The organism is Citrobacter sp. Cpo015 (assembly GCF_030333035.1).
Taxonomy (GTDB): Bacteria; Pseudomonadota; Gammaproteobacteria; order Enterobacterales; family Enterobacteriaceae; genus Citrobacter; species Citrobacter portucalensis.
In genome coordinates, this window is record NZ_JAOWGS010000036.1 from 1 (window position 1) to 21,812 (window position 21,812).

Here is a 21,812-nt window from a genome sequence, read left to right on the forward strand (position 1 = left end):
TGTGGCGTGCCGCCTTATCCGGCCTGCAGGGGCCGGGCTGAACGTATTTTGTAGGCCTGATAAGCGCAGCGCATCAGGCAACACGTCTGCATACTGCCGGATGCGGCGTATCGCCTTATCCGGCCTACAAAAGCTAGTCCTGCTACCCGCGTACGAGGTTGAGTAACGGGTACGGTCGTCCGAGATCGTCCACCTCTGTACGTCCCGTCACGCTAAATCCCATCTTCTTATAGAATCCAACCGCCTGCTCATTCTGCTCGTTAACGTTGGTTGTTAGCGTTGAACTCATTGATAAAGCATGTTCAATCAGCAGTTTACCAACACCACTACCACGCACATCCGGATCGACAAACAAAGCATCAATATGCTGGTCGGTCAGGAGCATAAAAGCGACGGGCTCATCCTGTTCTGTCACTGCAACCCACAGAGGGGCTTCTGGTAAAAATGAACGTACCAGCTCCTCCAGCTCAATCCGATAATCCGCAGAGAGGAAATGGTGCGTGGCATCTACTGAGCGACACCAAATAGAAACTAACTTATCTCCTTCGTCCTGACGCGAACGACGAATGGTAAGGTTCATAGCATTCTCCTTTTTTTCTTTACTGCACTATTCTACAGCAAGGAGCCGTGAAACTTTCTCAACTTGAGGATGCAGGCTCGACATTCGCATGATTCCTGGGTATCTTCAGCTATCTGGATGTCTAAACGTTTAAACGTATGTTGTGAGGTTATCAGGTTATGCCAATTCGCGTGCAGGACGAGCTACCCGCCGTCAATTTTTTGCGTGAGGAAAACGTCTTCGTGATGACGACATCCCGCGCTTCCGGTCAGGAAATTCGTCCACTGAAGGTGCTCATCCTTAACCTGATGCCCAAGAAGATTGAAACGGAAAACCAGTTCCTGCGCTTACTGTCTAACTCACCGCTGCAGGTAGATGTTCAGCTATTGCGCATCGATGCCCGCGAGTCACGCAACACCCCAACGGAGCATCTGAATAACTTCTACTGTAATTTCGAGGATATCTGCGATCAGAACTTTGACGGATTGATCGTGACCGGCGCACCGTTGGGCCTGGTTGAATTTAATGATGTGGCTTACTGGCCGCAGATTAAGCAAGTGCTTGAATGGGCCAAAGATCACGTTACCTCGACGTTATTTGTCTGTTGGGCGGTGCAGGCCGCGTTGAATATCCTGTACGGAATTCCTAAGCAAACCCGCATGGATAAACTCTCAGGCGTCTATGAGCACCATATTCTGCACCCTCATGCGCTACTGACGCGTGGATTCGATGATGCGTTCCTGGCCCCGCATTCGCGCTATGCTGATTTCCCTGCAGCGCTTATCCGCGACTACACCGATCTCGAGATTTTTGCTGAAACCGAAGAGGGAGATGCTTACCTGTTTGCCAGCAAAGATAAACGTATCGCCTTCGTGACGGGTCATCCTGAGTATGACGACCATACACTCGGCAGCGAATATTTTCGTGACGTCGAAGCGGGCTTATCGCCGGAAGTACCCTATAACTATTTCCCGAAAGATGACCCGCAAAACAAACCGCGGGCAACCTGGCGTAGCCACGGTAATTTGTTGTTTACCAACTGGCTCAACTATTACGTCTACCAGATCACGCCATATGATCTGCGTCACATGAATCCAACGCTGGATTAATCTTCTGTAGCAGACGATCCTTAAGCGTTTCAGCATATTGAATCAGGCACCTTCGGGTGCCTTTTTTATTTCCGAAACGCACCTCATCGTGTAATTAAATTTTATTTATATTGTTATCAATAGGTTAATTGATAATTAAATTAAAAATGGAAATTGTTTTTGATTTTGAAATTTAAATGAGTAGTCTTAGTTGTGCTGAACGAAAAGCGCACAACGATCCTTCGTTCGCATTGGGGATGTGTTTGGATCAATGACGAGGAACTACGCAATGAATCAACAGGCAACGACAACCGATGAACTGGTCTTCACCAGGCCGCGTGGCGAACAGGAACAGCAAATTCTGACCGCTGAAGCAGTGGAGTTTCTGACTGAACTGGTGACAAGATTTACGCCAAAGCGGAATAAACTTCTGGCTGCACGTATCCAGCAGCAGCAGGATATTGATGACGGTAAGTTGCCTGATTTTATTTCGGAAACAGCTTCCATTCGTGAAGGTAACTGGAAAATTCGCGGAATTCCTGATGATTTACTGGATCGCCGCGTAGAGATCACCGGACCCGTTGAGCGCAAGATGGTCATCAACGCGCTGAACGCGAACGTCAAAGTCTTTATGGCTGACTTCGAAGATTCACTGGCTCCTGAGTGGAGCAAAGTTATCGACGGGCAGATCAACCTGCGCGATGCGGTCAATGGCACCATTAGCTACACCAACGAAGCGGGTAAAATTTATCAGCTCAAGCCTAATCCGGCTCTGTTGGTATGTCGCGTTCGTGGTCTGCATCTGCCGGAAAAACACGTCACCTGGCGTGGCGAATCTATCCCGGGCAGCCTGTTCGACTTTGCCCTCTATTTCTTCCACAACTACAAAACGTTGCTGGCGAAAGGCAGCGGCCCTTATTTCTATCTGCCAAAAACGCAGGCCTGGCAAGAAGCGGCATGGTGGAGCGAAGTGTTCAGCTATGCAGAGGACCGCTTTAACCTGCCGCGCGGCACCATTAAAGCGACCCTGCTGATTGAAACGCTGCCTGCCGTCTTCCAGATGGACGAAATTCTGCACGCCCTGCGTGACCACATTGTGGGTCTGAACTGCGGTCGTTGGGACTACATTTTTAGCTATATCAAAACGCTGAAGAACCACCCGGATCGCGTGCTGCCGGACCGTCAGGTGGTGACGATGGATAAACCATTCCTCAGCGCCTATTCGCGTCTGCTGATTAAAACCTGTCATAAACGTGGCGCATTCGCGATGGGCGGCATGGCAGCGTTCATTCCCAGCAAAGATGCGGAACGTAACAACCAGGTTCTGACCAAGGTAAAAGCGGACAAAGCACTGGAAGCAAATAACGGTCATGACGGCACATGGATTGCCCATCCGGGACTGGCAGATACCGCCATGGCGGTGTTCAACGACGTACTCGGTGAAAACAAAAATCAGCTGTTCGTGACCCGTGAAGAAGATGCCCCGATTACCGCAGAGCAACTGCTGGCACCTTGTGAAGGTGAGCGTACCGAAGAAGGCATGCGCGCCAATATCCGTGTCGCGGTGCAGTACATCGAAGCGTGGATCTCCGGTAACGGCTGCGTACCGATTTACGGTCTGATGGAAGACGCGGCCACCGCCGAAATCTCCCGTACCTCCATCTGGCAGTGGATCCACCACGAGAAGACGCTCAGCAACGGCAAGCCGGTTACCAAACCGCTGTTCCGTCAGATGCTGGCCGAAGAGATGCTGGTGATTCAGGACGAGCTGGGCGAACACCGCTACAGCAGCGGGCGTTTTGACGATGCCGCGCGCCTGATGGAGCAAATCACTACCTCTGATGAACTGATCGATTTCTTGACCCTGCCAGGCTACCGCCTGCTGGCGTAATCCACCACATAACAATATGGAGCATCTGCACATGAAAACCCGTACTCAACAAATCGAAGAATTACAGAAAGAATGGACTCAACCGCGCTGGGAAGGCATCACCCGTCCATATAGCGCGGAGGAAGTGGTGAAATTACGTGGCTCGGTCAACCCGGAATGCACGCTGGCGCAGCTTGGCGCGGCGAAAATGTGGCGTCTGCTGCACGGCGAATCGAAGAAAGGTTATATCAACAGCCTCGGCGCGCTGACCGGCGGTCAGGCGCTGCAGCAGGCGAAAGCCGGTATTGAAGCGGTCTACCTTTCAGGCTGGCAGGTGGCGGCAGATGCCAACCTGGCATCCAGCATGTACCCGGACCAATCGCTGTATCCGGCGAACTCCGTCCCGGCGGTGGTTGATCGGATCAACAACACATTCCGTCGCGCCGATCAGATCCAATGGTCAACCGGTATTGAGCCGAACGATCCTCGCTATGTCGATTACTTCCTGCCGATCGTTGCCGATGCGGAAGCAGGGTTTGGCGGCGTACTGAACGCGTTTGAACTGATGAAATCGATGATTGAGGCTGGTGCAGCGGCCGTTCACTTCGAAGATCAGCTCGCATCGGTGAAAAAATGTGGTCACATGGGCGGCAAAGTGCTGGTTCCGACGCAGGAAGCTATCCAGAAACTGGTGGCCGCCCGTCTGGCAGCCGACGTCATGGGTGTGCCGACGCTGGTGATTGCACGCACCGATGCTGACGCAGCCGATCTGATTACGTCTGATTGCGACCCATACGACAGCGAGTTCATCACTGGCGAACGTACCAGCGAAGGGTTCTACCGTACGCATGCGGGTATTGAGCAGGCGATCAGCCGTGGTCTGGCCTACGCACCGTATGCGGATCTGGTGTGGTGTGAAACCTCCACGCCGGACCTTGAGCTGGCGAAGCGCTTTGCCGATGCGATCCACGCGAAATACCCTGGCAAACTGCTGGCTTACAACTGTTCGCCGTCGTTTAACTGGCAGAAAAACCTGGATGACAAAACTATCGCCAGCTTCCAGCAGCAGCTGTCGGATATGGGTTACAAATACCAGTTCATTACCCTGGCGGGTATCCACAGCATGTGGTTCAACATGTTCGACCTCGCGCACTCCTATGCGCAGGGTGAAGGCATGCGCCACTATGTTGAGAAGGTTCAGCAGCCAGAATTTGCGGCAGCTAAAGACGGTTACACCTTCGTCTCCCATCAGCAGGAAGTGGGCACAGGTTACTTCGACAAAGTCACCACCATCATTCAGGGCGGAGCTTCCTCGGTGACCGCGCTGACCGGCTCGACCGAAGAATCGCAGTTTTGATTAATGCCCGGTGGCGCTGCGCTTACCGGGCCTACGAAGGGATGTAGGCCGGATAAGCGAACGCGCCATCCGGCATGACGTTGTGCCGGATGGGAGACATTGATGACGCGTGGCCTGGAATTACTGATTGCTCAGACTATTTTGCAAGGTTTCGACGCCCAGTACGGGCGTTTTCTGGAAGTTACCTCCGGCGCGCAGCAGCGTTTTGAACATGCCGACTGGCATGCGGTTCAGCAGGCGATGAAAAGCCGTATTCACCTTTACGATCATCACGTGGGTCTGGTGGTGGAGCAGTTGCGCTGCATTACTGACGGCAAAAGTACCGACGCGGATTTTTTACTTCGCGTGAAAGAGCATTACACCCGGCTACTGCCGGATTACCCGCGCTTCGAGATTGCGGAGAGTTTCTTTAACTCCGTTTACTGTCGGTTATTTGACCACCGCTCGCTGACTCCCGAGCGGCTGTTTATTTTCAGTTCTCAGCCAGAGCGCCGTTTTCGCACGATCCCACGTCCGCTGGCGAAAGACTTTTTTCCGGATACCGGCTGGGAGTGGCTGCTGACGCGCGTCCTTAGCGATCTGCCCCTGCGTCTGCCGTGGCAGAACAAACATCGTGATATCCACTACATCATCGAACACCTGACCGAAACCCTGGGAGCGGATGTTTTGTCGGGCTGCCATTTACAGGTGGCGAACGAACTGTTTTATCGCAACAAGGCCGCCTGGCTGGTCGGTAAGCTGATTACTCCTTCGGGGACGCTACCGTTTTTACTGCCAATCCACCGGACTGATGAAGGCGAATTGTTTGTCGATACCTGTCTGACCACGACGGCGGAGGCGAGCATTGTGTTTGGCTTCGCCCGCTCCTATTTTATGGTTTACGCCCCTTTGCCCGCGGCGCTGGTGGAGTGGCTGCGCGAGATCCTGCCCGGTAAAACCACCGCCGAACTGTACATGGCGATTGGCTGTCAGAAACACGCGAAGACCGAAAGTTACCGCGAATATCTGCTCTATCTTGCCCATTGCGATGAGCAATTTATTGAAGCGCCAGGGATCCGCGGCATGGTGATGTTGGTGTTTACGCTGCCGGGTTTTGACCGGGTGTTTAAAATCATCAAAGACAAATTTGCCCCGCAAAAAGAGATGTCTGCCGCCCACGTCCGCGCCTGCTATCAACTGGTTAAAGAACACGATCGTGTTGGGCGGATGGCTGACACCCAGGAATTCGAGAATTTTGTGCTGGAGAAACGGCAAATCGATCCGGCGTTGATGGCGCTGTTATTGCAGGAAGCCCCGGAAAAAATTACCGATCTCGGCGATCAGATCGTCATTCGCCATCTGTATATTGAACGACGGATGGTGCCGCTGAATATCTGGCTGGAGCAGGTCGAAGGTCAGCAACTGCGCGATGCCATTGAAGAGTACGGCAACGCCATTCGTCAGCTGGCCGCCGCCAATATTTTCCCCGGCGATATGCTGTTTAAGAACTTCGGCGTGACCCGTCACGGGCGTGTGGTGTTCTACGATTACGATGAAATCTGCTACATGACGGAGGTGAATTTCCGCCATATCCCGCCGCCACGCTACCCGGAAGATGAGATGAGCGCTGAGCCGTGGTACAGCGTATCGCCGGGAGATGTCTTCCCGGAAGAATTTCGTCACTGGCTATGTGCCGACCCGCGTATAGGGCCGCTATTTGAAGAGATGCACGCTGACCTGTTCAGCGCTGACTACTGGCGCGGCCTACAGACGCGCATCAAAAACGGTCACGTGGAAGATGTTTACGCCTACCGACGTCGGCAGCGGTTCAGCGTGCGTTATGAAACCGACCGTAGGCCGGATAAGGTACTTGCGCCGCCATCCGGCAATGTGCGCCGTGCCTGATGCGCTACGCTTATCAGGCCTACAAATCTGCCCTAACCTTAGATAGCAGGCCGGGTAAGGCGTAGCCGCCACCCGGCAACCCCATCCTAGCGAAATCCGCCGTATGCCAGAGTCACTTCTTTCGCCGCTTTGATCGCCATGGCGCCAAACTCGGTCACGCGATCGTCGGTAATACGCGAAATGGGTCCGGAAATGGAAATCGCAGCGAACGGCTCGCGGTGCTCGTCATAAATGCACGACGCCACGCAGCGCAGACCCAGCGCATGTTCCTCATCATCAAAGGAATAGCCGCGCTTGCGCGTCTGGGCCAAATCCTCTTTCAGATGCACTGGCGACACCAGCGTGGCGTGTGTATAAGCATGCAGGCCTTTACGGTGCAGCAGGCCAGTCACTTGTTCTTCGCTCAGTTGGGATAAAAACGCCTTACCCGCACCGGAGGCGTGCATCGGCAGCTTGCCGCCGATAGGCGCGGACATGCGCATCAGTTGGGTGCACTGCACCTGGTCGATAATAATGGCCTGATGATCGCTTTGATCCAGCACGGCCAGGTTTACCGTCTCACCGGAATCTTCCATCAGCTTGCGCAGGATCGGATGGACAATCGCCAGCAGATTACGGCTTTGCAAAAAGCTGCTGCCGACGATGAACGCATGCGCACCTACGGCCCAGTGGCCTAATTCACCCACCTGACGGACAAAACCCTGCTGCTGCATGGTGGTCAGCAAACGGTGAGTCGTGGAGTTTGGCAGGCCAGCCTGCTGCGCCAGCTCGGTCAACGCCACGCTGCCGTTGGATTCCGCAATCCACTCCAGCAGCTTCAGACCGCGGGTCAGAGACTGAACCTGCCCGGTTGCAGGCGCAGTAGCGGCGGCGGGTTTTCTACCGCGTTTCGCGGGGACAGTGGCTACCATGGCAGACTCCTTTTCTGTATCGTGGAAATCATTTTCGTTTTATTCAATTATAATGCAAGAATTCCTGTACTGATCGGATGAGTGAAGCTGAACATGTCTCATGTTGGCCGTTGTTCTCTTTTCCGCCTCTCAGGTTTGTGCCAGTATGACCTGTTGAGTTTTTTTCGGTCTGGTTGAGCGTTGTCGGGAGCGAGTGTGAGCAGCAAAGTAGAACAATTACGTCAGCAGTTAAATGAACGTATTCTGGTGCTGGACGGCGGTATGGGCACCATGATCCAGGGATATCGTCTGAGCGAAGAGGATTTCCGCGGCGAACGCTTTGCCGACTGGCCGTGCGATCTGAAAGGTAACAACGACTTGTTGGTGCTCAGCAAACCGGAGGTCATCGCCGCCATCCATAACGCCTACTTTGAGGCGGGCGCGGATATCATCGAAACCAACACCTTTAACTCGACGACTATCGCCATGGCGGATTACCAGATGGAATCCCTGTCGGCGGAAATCAACTTTGCGGCAGCCAAACTGGCGCGTGCGGCGGCTGACGAATGGACGGCGCGCACGCCGGAAAAACCGCGCTACGTCGCGGGCGTGCTCGGCCCAACGAACCGTACGGCGTCTATCTCGCCTGATGTTAACGACCCGGCTTACCGCAACATTACCTTTGATCAGCTGGTGGCCGCCTACCGTGAATCCACCAAAGCGCTGGTGGAAGGCGGCAGTGACCTGATCCTGATTGAAACCGTCTTCGATACTCTGAACGCCAAAGCCGCTATTTTCGCGGTTAAAACCGAATTTGAAGCGCTGGGCGTTGAGCTGCCGATTATGCTCTCCGGCACCATCACCGATGCTTCCGGGCGTACGCTCTCCGGCCAGACTACCGAAGCATTCTACAACTCCCTGCGCCACGCCGATGCGCTGACCTTCGGTCTGAACTGTGCCTTAGGTCCGGACGAATTGCGTCAGTACGTGCAGGAACTGTCGCGCATTGCTGAATGCTACGTCACCGCGCACCCGAACGCCGGTCTGCCGAACGCCTTTGGTGAATACGATCTCGACGCCGACACAATGGCGGCGCAGATTCGCGAGTGGGCTGAGGCCGGTTTCCTGAATATCGTCGGCGGCTGCTGCGGCACCACGCCGGAACATATCGCCGCCATGAGCCGCGCAGTGGATGGCTTACCGCCGCGCCGCTTGCCGGAAATCCCGGTTGCCTGCCGCCTTTCCGGCCTTGAGCCGCTGAACATCGGCGACGACAGCCTGTTTGTGAACGTTGGCGAGCGTACCAACGTCACCGGTTCGGCGAAGTTTAAACGCCTGATCAAAGAAGAGAAATACAGCGAAGCGCTGGACGTCGCCCGTCAGCAGGTGGAAAGCGGCGCGCAGATCATCGATATCAACATGGATGAGGGGATGCTCGACGCCGAAGCGGCAATGGTGCGTTTTCTCAACCTGATCGCCGGTGAGCCGGATATCGCCCGCGTGCCGATTATGATCGACTCCTCGAAATGGGACGTTATCGAGAAAGGGCTGAAGTGCATTCAGGGTAAAGGCATCGTTAACTCCATCTCGATGAAAGAGGGGGTTGAGACCTTTATCCATCACGCGAAGCTGCTGCGTCGCTACGGTGCCGCGGTGGTGGTGATGGCCTTTGACGAGCAAGGGCAGGCCGACACCCGCGCACGTAAAATCGAAATCTGCCGTCGGGCGTACAAAATTCTTACCGAAGAGGTGGGCTTCCCGCCGGAAGATATCATCTTCGACCCGAACATCTTTGCTGTCGCGACCGGTATTGATGAGCACAACAACTACGCGCAGGACTTTATCGGCGCGTGTGAAGACATCAAACGCGAACTGCCGCACGCGCTGATCTCCGGCGGCGTTTCTAACGTTTCATTCTCGTTCCGTGGCAACGACCCGGTACGTGAAGCCATTCACGCGGTATTCCTCTACTACGCCATTCGCAACGGCATGGACATGGGGATCGTCAACGCCGGACAGCTGGCTATTTACGACGACTTGCCCGCCGAGCTGCGCGATGCTGTTGAAGATGTGATCCTCAACCGTCGTGACGATGGCACCGAACGACTGCTGGAGCTGGCAGAGAAATATCGCGGCAGTAAAACCGACGACACGGCGAATGCCCAGATGGCGGAGTGGCGCACCTGGGACGTGAAAAAGCGCCTCGAATACTCGCTGGTGAAAGGCATTACCGAGTTTATTGAGCTGGATACCGAGGAAGCGCGCCAGCAGGCTGCGCGTCCGATCGAAGTTATTGAAGGACCGCTGATGGACGGCATGAACGTCGTTGGCGATCTGTTCGGCGAGGGCAAAATGTTCCTGCCGCAGGTGGTGAAATCCGCCCGCGTGATGAAGCAGGCGGTGGCGTACCTCGAACCGTACATTGAGGCCAGCAAAGAGAAAGGCTCCAGCAACGGCAAAATGGTCATCGCGACCGTGAAGGGCGATGTGCACGATATCGGCAAAAACATTGTCGGCGTGGTGCTGCAATGTAACAACTACGAAATCGTCGATCTTGGCGTGATGGTGCCCGCGGAGAAAATCCTCAGAACGGCGCGTGAAGTGAATGCCGATCTGATTGGCCTTTCCGGGCTGATTACCCCATCGCTGGACGAAATGGTCAACGTGGCGAAAGAGATGGAGCGTCAGGGATTCACTATTCCGCTGCTGATTGGCGGCGCGACCACCTCAAAAGCGCACACGGCGGTGAAAATCGAGCAGAACTACAGCGGCCCGACGGTGTACGTGCAGAACGCCTCGCGTACCGTTGGCGTGGTGGCTGCGCTGCTCTCTGACACCCAGCGCGATGACTTTGTCGCCCGTACGCGTAAAGAGTACGAAACCGTGCGTGTCCAGCATGCGCGTAAGAAACCGCGTACCCCGCCAGTAACGTTACAGGCTGCCCGCGACAACGATCTGGCCTTCGACTGGGAAAACTACACCCCGCCGGTGGCGCACCGTCTGGGCGTGCAGGAAGTGGAAGCCAGCATCGAAACTCTGCGCAATTACATCGACTGGACGCCGTTCTTTATGACCTGGTCGCTGGCCGGGAAATACCCGCGCATTCTCGAAGATGAGGTAGTAGGAGAAGAGGCGAAGCGCCTGTTCAAAGACGCTAACGACATGCTGGATAAACTCAGCACCGAGAAGACCCTGAATCCGCGCGGCGTGGTGGGGTTATTCCCGGCCAACCGCGTGGGTGACGACATCGAGATTTACCGTGACGAGACGCGTACGCACGTCATCAACGTGAGCCATCATCTGCGCCAGCAGACGGAAAAAGTCGGTTTCGCCAACTACTGCCTGTCTGACTTTGTTGCGCCGAAACTGAGCGGCAAAGCGGATTACATCGGTGCTTTCGCGGTTACTGGTGGTCTTGAGGAAGATGCGCTGGCGGACGCCTTTGAAGCCCAGCATGACGACTACAATAAGATCATGGTGAAAGCGATCGCTGACCGTCTGGCGGAAGCGTTCGCAGAATATCTGCATGAGCGCGTGCGTAAAGTCTACTGGGGCTATGCGGCGAATGAGAACCTCAGTAACGAGGAGCTGATCCGCGAAAACTACCAGGGGATTCGCCCGGCACCAGGCTATCCGGCGTGCCCGGAACACACCGAAAAAGCCACCATCTGGGAACTGCTGGATGTGGAAGCGCACACCGGGATGAAGCTCACCGAATCCTTCGCCATGTGGCCAGGCGCGTCGGTTTCCGGCTGGTATTTCAGTCATCCGGACAGCAAGTACTACGCCGTGGCGCAAATCCAGCGCGATCAGGTTGAAGATTATGCCTTCCGTAAAGGGATGAGCGTGGCGGAAGTGGAGCGCTGGTTAGCGCCGAACCTCGGCTATGACGCCGACTGATTCACAAAACTGTCATCTTTCTTTACAACAAACAGGGCGCTCAATGAGTGCCCTGTCTCTTTATTACGTTTAAACCCTTATACTGAAAGGGAGCCGTTGCCGGATGGCGGCGTAAACGCCTTATCCGGCCTACATAGGGATGATTTGTAGGCCTGATAAGCGCAGCGCCATCAGGCAAATGAGCCTCAAAAAACCATAAAAATAAGGAGAACCTGATTCCGTGTTAACTCTGTTACACCTGCTTTCTGCTGTATCTATGCTGGTTTGGGGTACGCATATTGTGCGTACCGGCGTGATGCGCGTCTTCGGCGCCCGTTTGCGTACCGTGCTCAGCCGTAGTGTTGAAAAGAAGCCGCTCGCCTTTTGTGCGGGTATCGGCGTAACGGCGCTGGTGCAAAGCAGCAACGCCACCACCATGCTGGTGACCTCGTTTGTTGCACAAGATCTCGTGGCGCTTACCCCTGCGCTGGTCATAGTGCTCGGCGCCGACGTGGGGACCGCGCTGATGGCGCGTATCCTGACCTTCGATCTCTCCTGGCTGTCACCACTGCTGATTTTTATCGGCGTGATCTTCTTTCTCGGCCGTAAGCAGTCCCGCGTGGGGCAACTGGGGCGGGTCGGTATTGGGCTGGGGTTGATTTTGCTGGCGCTGGAGCTGATTGTGCAGGCGGTAACGCCGATCACCCAGGCTAATGGTGTACAGGTTATTTTTGCCTCGCTCACCGGCGATATTATGCTCGATGCGCTGATTGGCGCCATGTTTGCGATTATCAGTTACTCCAGCCTGGCGGCGGTGCTGCTGACGGCCACGCTGACCGCGGCAGGTATTATCTCGTTCCCGGTGGCGTTGTGTCTGGTGATTGGTGCTAACCTCGGGTCCGGTCTGCTGGCGATGTTGAATAACAGCGCCGCTAACGCCGCAGCACGCCGTGTGGCGCTCGGTAGCCTGCTATTTAAGCTGGTGGGGAGCCTGATTATCCTGCCGTTTGTTCATCCGCTGGCCAATCTGATGGATGAACTGCCGCTGCCGAAATCTGAACTGGTTATCTACTTCCACGTCTTCTACAACCTGGTGCGCTGCGTGGCGATGGTGCCGTTCGCCGAACCGATGGCGCGTTTTTGTAAGCGCATCATCCGCGATGAGCCGGAGCTGGATGCACATCTGAAACCCAAGCATCTGGACGTCAGCGCGCTGGATACGCCGACGCTCGCTCTGGCCAATGCCGCCCGTGAAGCCCTGCGTATCGGTGACGCGATGGAGCAGATGATGGACGGGCTGAAGAAAGTAATGCACGGCGAACCGCGTGAAGAGAAAGAGCTGCGCAGGATGGCGGATGATATTAACGTGCTGTACACGGCAATTAAGCTCTATCTGGCGCGGATGCCAAAGGATGAGCTGGCGGAAGAGGAATCGCGCCGTTGGGCGGAGATTATCGAAATGTCGCTCAACCTTGAGCAGGCTTCCGATATTGTCGAACGTATGGGCAGCGAGATAGCCGATAAGTCGCTGGCCGCTCGCCGGGCATTCTCTGTCGAAGGGCTGAAAGAACTGGATGCGCTCTACGATCAGTTGCTCAGCAATCTGCAGCTGGCGATGTCGGTGTTCTTCTCAGGAGATGTGACCAGTGCCCGTCGTCTGCGCCGCAGCAAGCACCGCTTCCGTATTCTCAATCGTCGTTATTCGCATGCGCACGTTGACCGTCTGCATCAGCAGAACGTGCAGAGCATCGAGACCAGCTCCTTGCACCTGGCGCTGTTGGGCGATATGCAGCGTCTGAACTCGCTGTTTTGTTCCGTGGCTTACAGCGTGCTGGAACAGCCGGATGAAGACGATGAGCGGGATGATTACTAATGAGGACAGGTGAAATATTGCCCGATGGCGCAGTCCGGTAGGCCGGATAAGGCGAAGCCGCATCCGGCAATGTGCGCTGAACTGCCTGATGGCGCTGCGCTTATCAGTCCTACAGTTGTAGCCCGGATAAGGTGAAGGCGCCATCCGGCATCAGGCAACAAATCAACTAAAAGCAGTGGCCCGCTTCAACAGCAACCGCTTCTTCACCCGCTTTAAAGATATACGTGGTGTTCGGGCCGCCGAGCACGGATTGACCGTTACTTACCTTAATCCAGTTCCCTTCCGGCAGGCCAATCACCGTCAGCTCCGGTGCCACAACCAGCAGCTCGCGGATACGCTGTTCACGCGTTTCGCCTTTATGGCCTTCCGGCAGCGCGTTGGTGAAGTGTGGGTTAATCTGCAGCGGGAACAGACCCAGCGCATCAAAACCTTTTGGATCGACAATCGGCATGTCGTTGGTAGTGCGGATGGTCTGGCAGGCAAGGTTGGAACCTGCGCTCCAGCCGATGTACAGCGCACCGCGTTTGACGACATCCACAATCGGGGCCAACAGACCGCGCTCGCGGCTTTCTTTCAGTAACTGGAAGGTATTACCCCCGCCGACAATCACCAGCTCTGCGTTTTCAATAGCGGCAATCGGATCGGCAACGGTATGAATACCCGTAACGTTGACGCCCATTGGCGCAAAGATGGCTGCCGTTTTCGCCGTGTACTCATCCCAGGTTTGCGTCACGCCAGCGAACGGAATAAACACCGCCGTACGGCGACCATTCAGTTGTTCAGCAATCAGCGGCAGCGCATGTTCCATCCAGCCTTTGCCCAGCAGCGTCGAGTTACTCAATAAAAGCAGTTCCATCATTTCTCCATGTAATCAGAAAATTACAAACCGCGCTAATGCTACCACTATCAGGCTAACGCCTTACTGATATGGCTCACGATGTTGGAAGGGGGAGATAGAAGCTGAGGCTATTTTTTAAGTGTCAATTCAATGCCGAGTACCTTCATCACTGCAAGGGTGGTTTTCAGCGTCGGGTTACCTTTCTCACTAAAAGAGCGATAAAGCTGCTCGCGGGATAATCCCGTTTCTGCCGCAATGTTCGCCATTCCCTTAGCGCGAGCTACCACGCCCAGTGCTTTTGCAATGTATGCTGCATCGCCTGTTTCGAGGGCATCGGCCATAAACACGGCAATTTCTTCATCATCAACCAGCGCAGTCGCGGGATCGTAGTGAGTAAGTTTATTCATGGCAGAAGATCTCCTGTGAATCCAGTGTACGGGCGAGCATTTTTGCAAGAGTAATATCGTTGGCTTGTGAGCTTTTATCGCCCCCACATAACAAAATGATGATGCGGCAACCTTGCTGTTTAAAGTAAATCCTGTAGCCAGGACCGTAAGAAATGCGCATTTCGCTGACGCCTTCCCCAACAGGTTTAACATCACCAGCTAAACCATTAGCCAGACGAAAAAGGCGTGTGGCAATGAGCGTTTTAGCTCTCCTGTCCCGTAGGTTTTGCTCCCAACGCCGGAAAACCATTGTCTGAAGAATTTCCATGATGACGTTCCATGTATTTTATAAACTACATTATGAATTGACAAGTTGAGACTAGAGAGTAAAAAAATGGGGAGTAAGGGGAAATGCTTGCTGGAGGAAACAGGAAAGTGTCTCGCAATAATACGTAGTTTTTCAGGATGCTGCGGTTGATACGAGAATCGATGATAGGGGATTGGGAGGGCTTTGTGCCAGGAGCGGAAGCTATATGTCCACTAGAATATGACAGATTCATGCATGGTGATTCACCACTACACGTAGTTGCCGTCTTAGCAGGGTTTTATCCTGGAAAGAATAAAATCCACTCGCTCTTCTACAGAAACACATGGTAATTCAATCAACTGATAGTCATACATACGGTATGTTTTTACCATTGCGTGATATGTCGCGATGGCAACATCGAAAGATTGTTTGCGCTCTGTGTCCTGTACATATATTTCACGCCAGGGTGGTGCAATAAATACGATTCGGTTATAGCGAAATTTCTCGATGGCGTTTTCCAGATGCCTCGGTATGGTAAGTTCAGAAAGACGTAAATAACCTACACATCAGGAACACCACGATCAAAGAAGCAGGGTTGTGTATGCCCTTCCGCTTCATGCCACGAACGCATTTCCCAGGATAGCATCAGATCTGCAAATGCAGTCTGGTTGGCCCACGGTAATGCATCGCCGCCGATGTTAACCTGGTCTTGGATCACACCTCTTCCAGCTTCTTTAGAACACCAACACCCTCGTTTTATAATCGTATCAATTATCGTGCTTTTGCCTGACCCTGGGCCACCAGTCAGAATGAATCGATGCTGAAACGCTGAAGACATTGAACTCTCCCAAACCTTCTTGGACGCGATGATTTAGCAATTGATGGCGTACTTTTGCGTATCGTCATATTACCTGCTGATGGCATGACTAACTACGTTTTATCCCCATTTTAATGTCCGCTATTCTCTCATTTCACAGGCCGATCTACTTTATTTCTCACTCGCCGAGGCGTTCCGCCATCTTGATTGTAGCCATCTCACTACTGAAGAAAATCTGGCGCTATCGTTTGGCTGTGAAGAGGCGCTGGCAGGGTTGTACCAGACGCTGAATTTTATGGGCGAAAGCCTGCTGACCATGGCGGGTGAAGGTCAGGAAAATTTTGCGTATGAGAGCATATGCCAGTTAGGACACAGTCTGGTCAACATCAGCCAGTTGATTCCCGCACTGGTGCAGTTAGAAGCGAAAGCTGACCAGCAACTGTTCGCTGTTGCATAGTACCTAAAATAGACAGAGCGCCCACCCCTGGCGCTCTGTTCCTGCTTCGTTACCCCGCCCGCGCAAATTCTGCCGCTTCGGCGATTAGCGCGTCATCCGGGCGTACGCCGGTGTACATGACGAACTGCTCTACGGCCTGTAAGGCAATCACCTCTGCACCGCTGATGGTCTTTTTACCTAATTGCTGTGCCAGTTTGATTACCGGTGTTTCCGGCGGCAGGGCGACGACGTCAAACACCACGCTGGCGGCAGCGACCATTGCTTCGCTGTAGGCCAGTTCATCGCTCTCTTTACCGCCAGCCATGCCGACTGGCGTCACGTTGACCAGAATATCGCAGGTAATCCCTTCCGGCTGCGGTTGCCACTGGAAACCGTACTGTTTTGCCAGCGCCGGGCCGCTCTCCCGGTTACGGGCAGCGACGATCACATCGTGAAAACCGGCATCGCGAAATGCGGCGATAACCGCTTTACCCATTCCACCGCTGCCGCGGATCATGACGCGCGCGTGGTTATCAAGCTGGTGGCTGGCAATCAGGCTTTTTACCGCAATGTAGTCGGTGTTAAATCCTGTCAGCGTACCGTTGTCATTGACGATGGTGTTGACGGAATCAATGACTTTTGCGGAAGGATCGATGGCATCCAGAAACGGCATGCAACTCTCTTTAAACGGCATAGAGACCGCACAACCGCGAATCCCGAGTGCGCGAACGCCTTTCACTGCGGCCTCAATATCCTGCGTAGTAAAGGCTTTGTAGATAAAATTTAACCCTAATTTTTCATACAGATAGTTATGAAAGCGTGTGCCAAAGTTGCCGGGGCGACCGGCAAGCGACATGCACAACTGGGTGTCGCGGTTAATCATGTTAAATTTCCTCGGCGTGAGACAATATGTACTGTTCGGCTTCCTGCGACCAGATCCCCTGATGACGCTCCAGGATATCGCGCAAGGCCGGATCGTCAATCTGGGTGAGCGCAGTTAACGGCAATGCTTTTCCGGTGTAAACCAGTTTTTTACCTCCACCGACCTGCGGCAGTTCCAGCGTTGTTTCACCTGCCGCATTCAATCCCAGAATGTGCGTCACCACTTTTGCCGCCTGAACTTTCTTCTCTTCGATCAGTTTTACCGCCGTGCGCATGTCGTCGGTATTGCCGCCAGATGTCCCAACATAATGGGTGAAGGCATAGTGCACGTCGTAGAAGTTAATCGGCGCGCTAAACTGCTTATCCTGCGGACCGGCAAAGAAGTTCATGCAACCATCGGCAGCCAGCAAAGAAGAGGCCAGCGTAACCAACTGTTCGTTGGGCACAAACACAAAGATGTCATCAAACCCGTGCCCGCCGCTCAGCGCCATCAAGGTGTCATCACCTGCATCCTGGGCGTGGAGATAATGGATCAACGTTTGTGGTTCTGATGGATAGTGCTTGCGGGCGTAGCTCAGCTTGTCGTTATTGGTGTCGGTCACCACCAGCAGCGCCGGGTTAACCGGACCATGCAGCGCGTAGTCGATCGCCAGTAGTCCCATCGGCCCGGTGCCGCCGAGTATCAGTGTACGCCCCTGCGGACGAATGCCCATATTGTGGTTATAAGTGCCTTCCTGTAGGTGATAGTTGGCGTTGAATGCGCCAATCACGCAGGACAGCGGCTCAACCAACGAGCCTTCAAAATAGGTTTCACCTTCGTAGGCTAACAGGCAGTCCTGCTCCATGACTTCATCAGGAATGATGACGTGCGTGGCTTCACCGCCCACCCACGGGAAGGAGTAGCCGGGGCAGTCCGGGCGATCCGGCAGTTGCAGGTTAGCCTGAATGACATAGCGCTGGCCGGGCTGAAACTTATGCTGCCATTTTTTCCCTACGGCAATAATATCGCCGCAAAACTCGTGGCCGATGATGATCGGGTTTGTAGCCACATCGTCCGGCACCTTTTTGTGGTTCTCGCCCTGGTTAGCCTCTTTCCAGGAAGAAAGGCACAGGCTGTCGGTTACGACTGAGGCCAGAATTTCATTGTCCTGCATTTCAGGAAGATCGAAGGTTTCCAGGCGCAGATCGCGTTTACCATAAAGGCGTAAAGCTGTTGTTGTTTGCATTGTTACCACCTCTTCCTCTTTCGAGGACTATTTGTTGAAGTAGCCCCGGCATCGCCGGGGCGAAAAAATCAGGACAGGAAGCCCAGCGCGTTACCGATAATTCCCAGCGCAAACAGGGCGAAGATCAGCCATACCGGGTTAATTTTCTTGTTGAGCAGACGCACCATCAGCAGCGTCAGACCCAGCGCCAGCAGGCCGGGGCAGAGTTGGTCGAGAATGTTCTGCACGGTCATGGTGACGGTGGTGCCGTCTGCGCCAGGCGTTTGCGATACCACCAGCGGCACGTTGATGCTGGTCCATTTAGTGACCAACACCCCCATGACAAACAGGCCGAGAATCGATGCGCCTTCGGTCAGTTTCTGCAGCAGGTTGCCGCCCATGTCGCTGACGATATTGACCCCTTTACGAAAGCCAAGCTGTAAGCCGTACCACTTCATGGCAAGACGTACTGCATTGAAAATAAAGAAGAACAATAGTGGGCCGAGAATGTTTCCGGACAGCGCCAGCGATGCGCCGAGTGCGGCGGTAATCGGGCGCAATGTTCCCCAGACCAACGGGTCGCCAACACCGGCCAGCGGGCCCATCAGCCCAACTTTGATGCCGTTGATGGCCCCGTCGTCAATTTCCGCACCATTAGCGCGAGCTTCTTCCATCGCGGCGGTCACGCCAATCACCGGGCCGCACACGGCAGGCGTGGTGTTGAAAAACACCAGGTGGCGTTTGAGTGCTGCAACCTGGTCCTCTTTCAGCGGATACAGGCGCTTGATGGCAGGGATCATGTCGTAGCAAAAGCCCAGTCCATGAATGCGTTCAAAGTTGAATGACGCCTGTTGCAGGTTGGAGCGAACAAACATGCTAAACAGGTCGGATTTGGTCAGTTTTTTCTGTTCCATGGCTGGCTCCATTAGTCATCAAGCTGATCGAGAGCTTGAGAAGAGGCGGGTTGCGCCTGCGGTTCGGCTTTACGCCACTGTGGGTTCAACTGGATGTAGACCAGCGCGATAATCACGCCAACCCCACCGAAAGCCAGCAGGCTCAAATCGAGATAACCCCCAGCGATAAACCCGAGGAAGAAGAAGGGCATCAGGTACTTCACGCCCATCATGCGCAGCACCATGGCGTAGCCGACCACCACGATAAAGCCACCGGCAATCTGCAATCCGCGGGTGACGAATTCCGGAATGGCGTTGAGCATATTGCTGACCATATCGGCGCTGACAAACAGCGAGACGATTAATGCAGGGATGGCAACGCGCAGCGCCTGTACGCCGAGAGCGGAAACGTGCAGCATGTCGATGGTGCGAAAGCGGGCGTCTTCGGCTGCTTTATCCGCCGCGTGCTGGAACACCACGGTGATGGTACGGGCGAATACCGTCAGCACCTGACCTGCCGCCGCGACTGGCAGGGCGATGGCGATACCGGTAGCAATGCTTTGCTGACCGACGATAACCAGAATGGCGGAGATAATACTGGCGAGCGCCGAATCGGGAGACTGCGCTGCGCCGACGTTCATCCAGCCAAGAGCGATTAACTCCAGCGTGCCGCCGAGCATAATCCCGGTTTTTAAATCACCAAGGATTAGGCCGATAACGGTACAAGCAATTAGCGGACGGTGGGTCTGGAACTCATCCAGCACGCTGCCCATTCCGGCAATACAGGAAAATAGGAATATGGCGATAATTTGTAGGGTACTTATTTCCATAATATGTCACCTTGTGAATGTGATCATCCCTGCCTGTTAAAGCATAAGTACACAGGCATTTTTATTTATTCAGCGAACGATTGTTCTTCTATTTTTTCGAGAATATTAATAGATGGATCGGATGCGACAACGCGTAAATCCAGCGTAACACCCAGTTTATCTAACTCACGAAACGCATGAATATCGTCGTTATCTAAAGAAACGGCTTTGGTTAATTGTTTTTTACCAGGCCGCCAGGCCATGCCACCAATATTTAACGTGGCGATTTTCACGCCTTGTTTTACCATTGCTAATGCATCCTGTGGGCGGGTAAATAGATAAAAAACGGTTTCGTTCTGGTATTGCGGATTATGGTAAACCGCGACCGCCTTTTCGATATTAACGACGTTCACTTTCATTCCCGGTGGGGCAGCCTGACGTAATAATGTGCGACGTACTTCATCGTTATAAACGTCGTCATTACAGATAATAATCCGTTGGGCATTCGCCACCTTCGACCAGACGGTGGTGACCTGACCGTGGATCAGGCGGTCATCAATACGAGCAAGGGTAATGTTCATCAGAAATCCTCTTCGGCCGTTTCCAGATGCTTCCAGACGACACAGGTTTGTTGAGCAATGGTCGTCAGGTGTTCGCACAGTTCATCCACATTCATATTGCTTTGGTTGTCTACCAGCTCCAGCGCCAACGGCAGTGATAACCCGCTAATGACCTGTATCGCCGGATTGTGCATCGCCAGCGTCGCGGCAGCATTCCAGGGACTGCCACACTGTAAATCGACGGCAATCAGCCATTCATCGCCAGTGTGAATACTTACTAACTTTTTTAGCTTTTCCACAATGTCGCTGGCGTTCTCTCCGGGGACAAATGCCACGGCTTCAACGTTGGCATCACCGTAGACCATCTGTACCGATTCCAGCATGGCGCAGGCCAGTTTGCCGTGAGCACAGAAGATTGCATTGACCATAAAACCTCCTTAGCCGCGCGTTTTTCCGCCCGCAATGTTAGTGGTTACTCCGGTGATGTAACTGGCGCGCTCAGATAAAAGATAACAAACAAAATCAGCAACTTCGCTTAAGCGCCCTGAACGACCAATCGGGATCGCATTCTTGGTGTAGCCCTCGCTCAGCTGTTCGACGGTGATGTTGCGGGTCCAGGCCAGCGCTTCTTCATACTCGGGGGTCCGCAGTCCGGTTTTTTCCAGAATGCCAGGTGCAATGCCAACTACACGGATGCCGTGTTTACCCAACTCTTTCGACCAGGAACGGGTGAAACTATTCAATGCGGCTTTGGTCGCGGCGTAACAGCTTTGACCTTCAGAACCTTCCAGTCCGCTTTCGGAAGAGACATTCACAATCACGCCGTTACGCTGTTTTACCATTTGGCGTGCCGCTGCCTGCGACATTAAGAACACACCTTTCTGGTTGATATTAACCATTTTTTCGAAAGCAGCTTCGTTGAGTTCGTATTGCCCGGCGGGTGCTTTTTCATCGACCAGCAGACGCGGGAAATTAACGCCAGCATTATTTACCAGCCCATCAATACGTCCGTAGCGTTGGATAATTTCAGCGACAGTATGATTAACCTCTTTGGCACTGGAAATATCCGTTGGCCAGAAATGATACCCGTCATGGCTATCGTATTTACCTTCTCCGCCATGAATATCTGCCATTTGTACATTAGCGCCTTGCGCTAATAACTCTTCGACAATCGCCAGACCAATTCCAGATGCGCCACCGGTAACAATAATGACTTTGCCCTGCAAGTTTAACCACGTTTGCATAATAAACTCCCGATTCAGATAAGGGGATCCCACAT

The 21,812-nt window shown here is 53.8% G+C and carries 19 protein-coding genes and 1 pseudogene; 7 read left to right on the plus strand and 13 right to left on the minus strand.

Going from position 1 to position 21,812, the window contains the following annotated elements:
• Positions 1-142: 142 nt before the first annotated feature.
• Positions 143-580: an acetyltransferase gene (locus tag OGY67_RS15135; RefSeq protein ID WP_003826501.1), complete on the minus strand. Its 438-nt coding sequence runs from the start codon at positions 578-580 to the stop codon at positions 143-145.
• Positions 581-738: 158 nt separating this feature from the next.
• On the opposite strand from OGY67_RS15135, the gene metA reads away from it, so the two are divergent.
• The 4 genes from metA to aceK all read left to right on the plus strand — a co-directional run bounded on the left by metA (position 739) and on the right by aceK (position 6,758).
• Positions 739-1,668, plus strand: coding sequence for a homoserine O-acetyltransferase MetA (metA, locus tag OGY67_RS15140; protein ID WP_234691918.1), 930 nt, complete (start codon positions 739-741; stop codon positions 1,666-1,668).
• A 268-nt stretch (positions 1,669-1,936) separates the two neighbouring features.
• Entirely contained in the window at positions 1,937-3,538 is a 1,602-nt protein-coding gene (aceB, locus tag OGY67_RS15145) for a malate synthase A (protein ID WP_032942053.1), read from the plus strand.
• A gap of 31 nt (positions 3,539-3,569) precedes the next feature.
• The gene (gene aceA / locus OGY67_RS15150) at positions 3,570-4,874 is read left to right on the plus strand and encodes an isocitrate lyase (RefSeq protein ID WP_003826506.1); all 1,305 of its coding nucleotides are present in this window, start codon (positions 3,570-3,572) and stop codon (positions 4,872-4,874) included.
• A gap of 102 nt (positions 4,875-4,976) precedes the next feature.
• Positions 4,977-6,758 carry a bifunctional isocitrate dehydrogenase kinase/phosphatase gene (aceK, locus tag OGY67_RS15155; RefSeq protein WP_008786886.1) on the plus strand — a complete coding sequence of 594 codons (1,782 nt, stop codon included), beginning with the start codon at positions 4,977-4,979 and terminating at the stop codon, positions 6,756-6,758.
• 86 nt (positions 6,759-6,844) lie between these two features.
• On the opposite strand, the gene iclR is transcribed toward aceK, so the two are convergent.
• On the minus strand, positions 6,845-7,669 hold the full coding sequence (iclR, locus tag OGY67_RS15160; RefSeq protein WP_003826510.1) for a glyoxylate bypass operon transcriptional repressor IclR: 825 nt from the start codon (positions 7,667-7,669) through the stop codon (positions 6,845-6,847).
• Positions 7,670-7,864: 195 nt separating this feature from the next.
• Here iclR and metH point away from each other — a divergent pair, with 195 nt between their 5' ends.
• Both metH and OGY67_RS15170 read left to right on the plus strand, forming a co-directional pair.
• Positions 7,865-11,548 carry a methionine synthase gene (metH, locus tag OGY67_RS15165; protein WP_234691919.1) on the plus strand — a complete coding sequence of 1,228 codons (3,684 nt, stop codon included), beginning with the start codon at positions 7,865-7,867 and terminating at the stop codon, positions 11,546-11,548.
• 220 nt (positions 11,549-11,768) lie between these two features.
• The gene (locus OGY67_RS15170; RefSeq protein ID WP_048213962.1) at positions 11,769-13,400 is read left to right on the plus strand and encodes a Na/Pi cotransporter family protein; all 1,632 of its coding nucleotides are present in this window, start codon (positions 11,769-11,771) and stop codon (positions 13,398-13,400) included.
• Positions 13,401-13,566: 166 nt separating this feature from the next.
• On the opposite strand, the gene pepE is transcribed toward OGY67_RS15170, so the two are convergent.
• From pepE to OGY67_RS15190, 4 genes and pseudogenes are all read right to left on the minus strand, one after another.
• A complete protein-coding gene (pepE, locus tag OGY67_RS15175; protein WP_286574145.1) occupies positions 13,567-14,256 on the minus strand; it encodes a dipeptidase PepE in 690 nt (229 codons plus the stop codon).
• Between the two features lie 110 nt (positions 14,257-14,366).
• The gene (locus OGY67_RS15180; protein WP_032942057.1) at positions 14,367-14,645 is read right to left on the minus strand and encodes an addiction module antidote protein; all 279 of its coding nucleotides are present in this window, start codon (positions 14,643-14,645) and stop codon (positions 14,367-14,369) included.
• Complete coding sequence (locus OGY67_RS15185) at positions 14,638-14,955, minus strand: type II toxin-antitoxin system RelE/ParE family toxin (protein WP_032942059.1); 318 nt, start codon at positions 14,953-14,955, stop codon at positions 14,638-14,640. The genes OGY67_RS15180 and OGY67_RS15185 overlap by 8 nt, the downstream gene beginning before the upstream one ends.
• Positions 14,956-15,218: 263 nt before the next feature.
• Positions 15,219-15,769: pseudogene (locus OGY67_RS15190) on the minus strand (AAA family ATPase).
• A gap of 274 nt (positions 15,770-16,043) precedes the next feature.
• On the opposite strand from OGY67_RS15190, the gene OGY67_RS15195 reads away from it, so the two are divergent.
• Positions 16,044-16,205 (plus strand): hypothetical protein, encoded by a 162-nt coding sequence (locus OGY67_RS15195; RefSeq protein WP_234691920.1) that lies wholly within the window; start codon positions 16,044-16,046, stop codon positions 16,203-16,205.
• Positions 16,206-16,254: 49 nt separating this feature from the next.
• Here the strand turns inward: OGY67_RS15195 and OGY67_RS15200 are convergent, their stop codons facing one another.
• From OGY67_RS15200 to OGY67_RS15230, 7 genes are all read right to left on the minus strand, one after another.
• Positions 16,255-17,067 carry a shikimate 5-dehydrogenase gene (locus tag OGY67_RS15200; RefSeq protein ID WP_128612474.1) on the minus strand — a complete coding sequence of 271 codons (813 nt, stop codon included), beginning with the start codon at positions 17,065-17,067 and terminating at the stop codon, positions 16,255-16,257.
• 1 nt (position 17,068) lies between these two features.
• Positions 17,069-18,292 (minus strand): L-sorbose 1-phosphate reductase, encoded by a 1,224-nt coding sequence (gene sorE / locus OGY67_RS15205; RefSeq protein WP_286574117.1) that lies wholly within the window; start codon positions 18,290-18,292, stop codon positions 17,069-17,071.
• Between the two features lie 68 nt (positions 18,293-18,360).
• Positions 18,361-19,185, minus strand: a complete 825-nt coding sequence (locus OGY67_RS15210; RefSeq protein ID WP_003031641.1) for a PTS system mannose/fructose/sorbose family transporter subunit IID — start codon at positions 19,183-19,185, stop codon at positions 18,361-18,363.
• An 11-nt stretch (positions 19,186-19,196) separates the two neighbouring features.
• A complete protein-coding gene (locus OGY67_RS15215; RefSeq protein WP_003826527.1) occupies positions 19,197-19,994 on the minus strand; it encodes a PTS mannose/fructose/sorbose transporter subunit IIC in 798 nt (265 codons plus the stop codon).
• Between the two features lie 65 nt (positions 19,995-20,059).
• Positions 20,060-20,554 (minus strand): PTS sugar transporter subunit IIB, encoded by a 495-nt coding sequence (locus OGY67_RS15220; RefSeq protein ID WP_048236368.1) that lies wholly within the window; start codon positions 20,552-20,554, stop codon positions 20,060-20,062.
• Positions 20,554-20,961 carry a mannose/fructose/sorbose PTS transporter subunit IIA gene (locus tag OGY67_RS15225; protein ID WP_234691923.1) on the minus strand — a complete coding sequence of 136 codons (408 nt, stop codon included), beginning with the start codon at positions 20,959-20,961 and terminating at the stop codon, positions 20,554-20,556. The genes OGY67_RS15220 and OGY67_RS15225 overlap by 1 nt, the downstream gene beginning before the upstream one ends.
• A 9-nt stretch (positions 20,962-20,970) precedes the next feature.
• Positions 20,971-21,777, minus strand: coding sequence for an SDR family oxidoreductase (locus tag OGY67_RS15230; RefSeq protein ID WP_286574118.1), 807 nt, complete (start codon positions 21,775-21,777; stop codon positions 20,971-20,973).
• Positions 21,778-21,812 lie beyond the last annotated feature (35 nt).

Excerpts from the sequence above, each read along its gene's own strand:
- OGY67_RS15135 (WP_003826501.1), bottom strand. The coding sequence starts at position 580 with ATGAACCTTACCATTCGTCGTTCGCGTCAGGACGAAGGAGATAAGTTA.
- metA (WP_234691918.1), top strand. The coding sequence starts at position 739 with ATGCCAATTCGCGTGCAGGACGAGCTACCCGCCGTCAATTTTTTGCGT.
- aceB (WP_032942053.1), top strand. The coding sequence starts at position 1,937 with ATGAATCAACAGGCAACGACAACCGATGAACTGGTCTTCACCAGGCCG.
- aceA (WP_003826506.1), top strand. The coding sequence starts at position 3,570 with ATGAAAACCCGTACTCAACAAATCGAAGAATTACAGAAAGAATGGACT.
- aceK (WP_008786886.1), top strand. The coding sequence starts at position 4,977 with ATGACGCGTGGCCTGGAATTACTGATTGCTCAGACTATTTTGCAAGGT.
- iclR (WP_003826510.1), bottom strand. The coding sequence starts at position 7,669 with ATGGTAGCCACTGTCCCCGCGAAACGCGGTAGAAAACCCGCCGCCGCT.
- pepE (WP_286574145.1), bottom strand. The coding sequence starts at position 14,256 with ATGGAACTGCTTTTATTGAGTAACTCGACGCTGCTGGGCAAAGGCTGG.
- OGY67_RS15180 (WP_032942057.1), bottom strand. The coding sequence starts at position 14,645 with ATGAATAAACTTACTCACTACGATCCCGCGACTGCGCTGGTTGATGAT.
- OGY67_RS15195 (WP_234691920.1), top strand. The coding sequence starts at position 16,044 with ATGGGCGAAAGCCTGCTGACCATGGCGGGTGAAGGTCAGGAAAATTTT.
- OGY67_RS15200 (WP_128612474.1), bottom strand. The coding sequence starts at position 17,067 with ATGATTAACCGCGACACCCAGTTGTGCATGTCGCTTGCCGGTCGCCCC.
- sorE (WP_286574117.1), bottom strand. The coding sequence starts at position 18,292 with ATGCAAACAACAACAGCTTTACGCCTTTATGGTAAACGCGATCTGCGC.
- OGY67_RS15210 (WP_003031641.1), bottom strand. The coding sequence starts at position 19,185 with ATGGAACAGAAAAAACTGACCAAATCCGACCTGTTTAGCATGTTTGTT.
- OGY67_RS15215 (WP_003826527.1), bottom strand. The coding sequence starts at position 19,994 with ATGGAAATAAGTACCCTACAAATTATCGCCATATTCCTATTTTCCTGT.
- OGY67_RS15220 (WP_048236368.1), bottom strand. The coding sequence starts at position 20,554 with ATGAACATTACCCTTGCTCGTATTGATGACCGCCTGATCCACGGTCAG.
- OGY67_RS15225 (WP_234691923.1), bottom strand. The coding sequence starts at position 20,961 with ATGGTCAATGCAATCTTCTGTGCTCACGGCAAACTGGCCTGCGCCATG.
- OGY67_RS15230 (WP_286574118.1), bottom strand. The coding sequence starts at position 21,777 with ATGCAAACGTGGTTAAACTTGCAGGGCAAAGTCATTATTGTTACCGGT.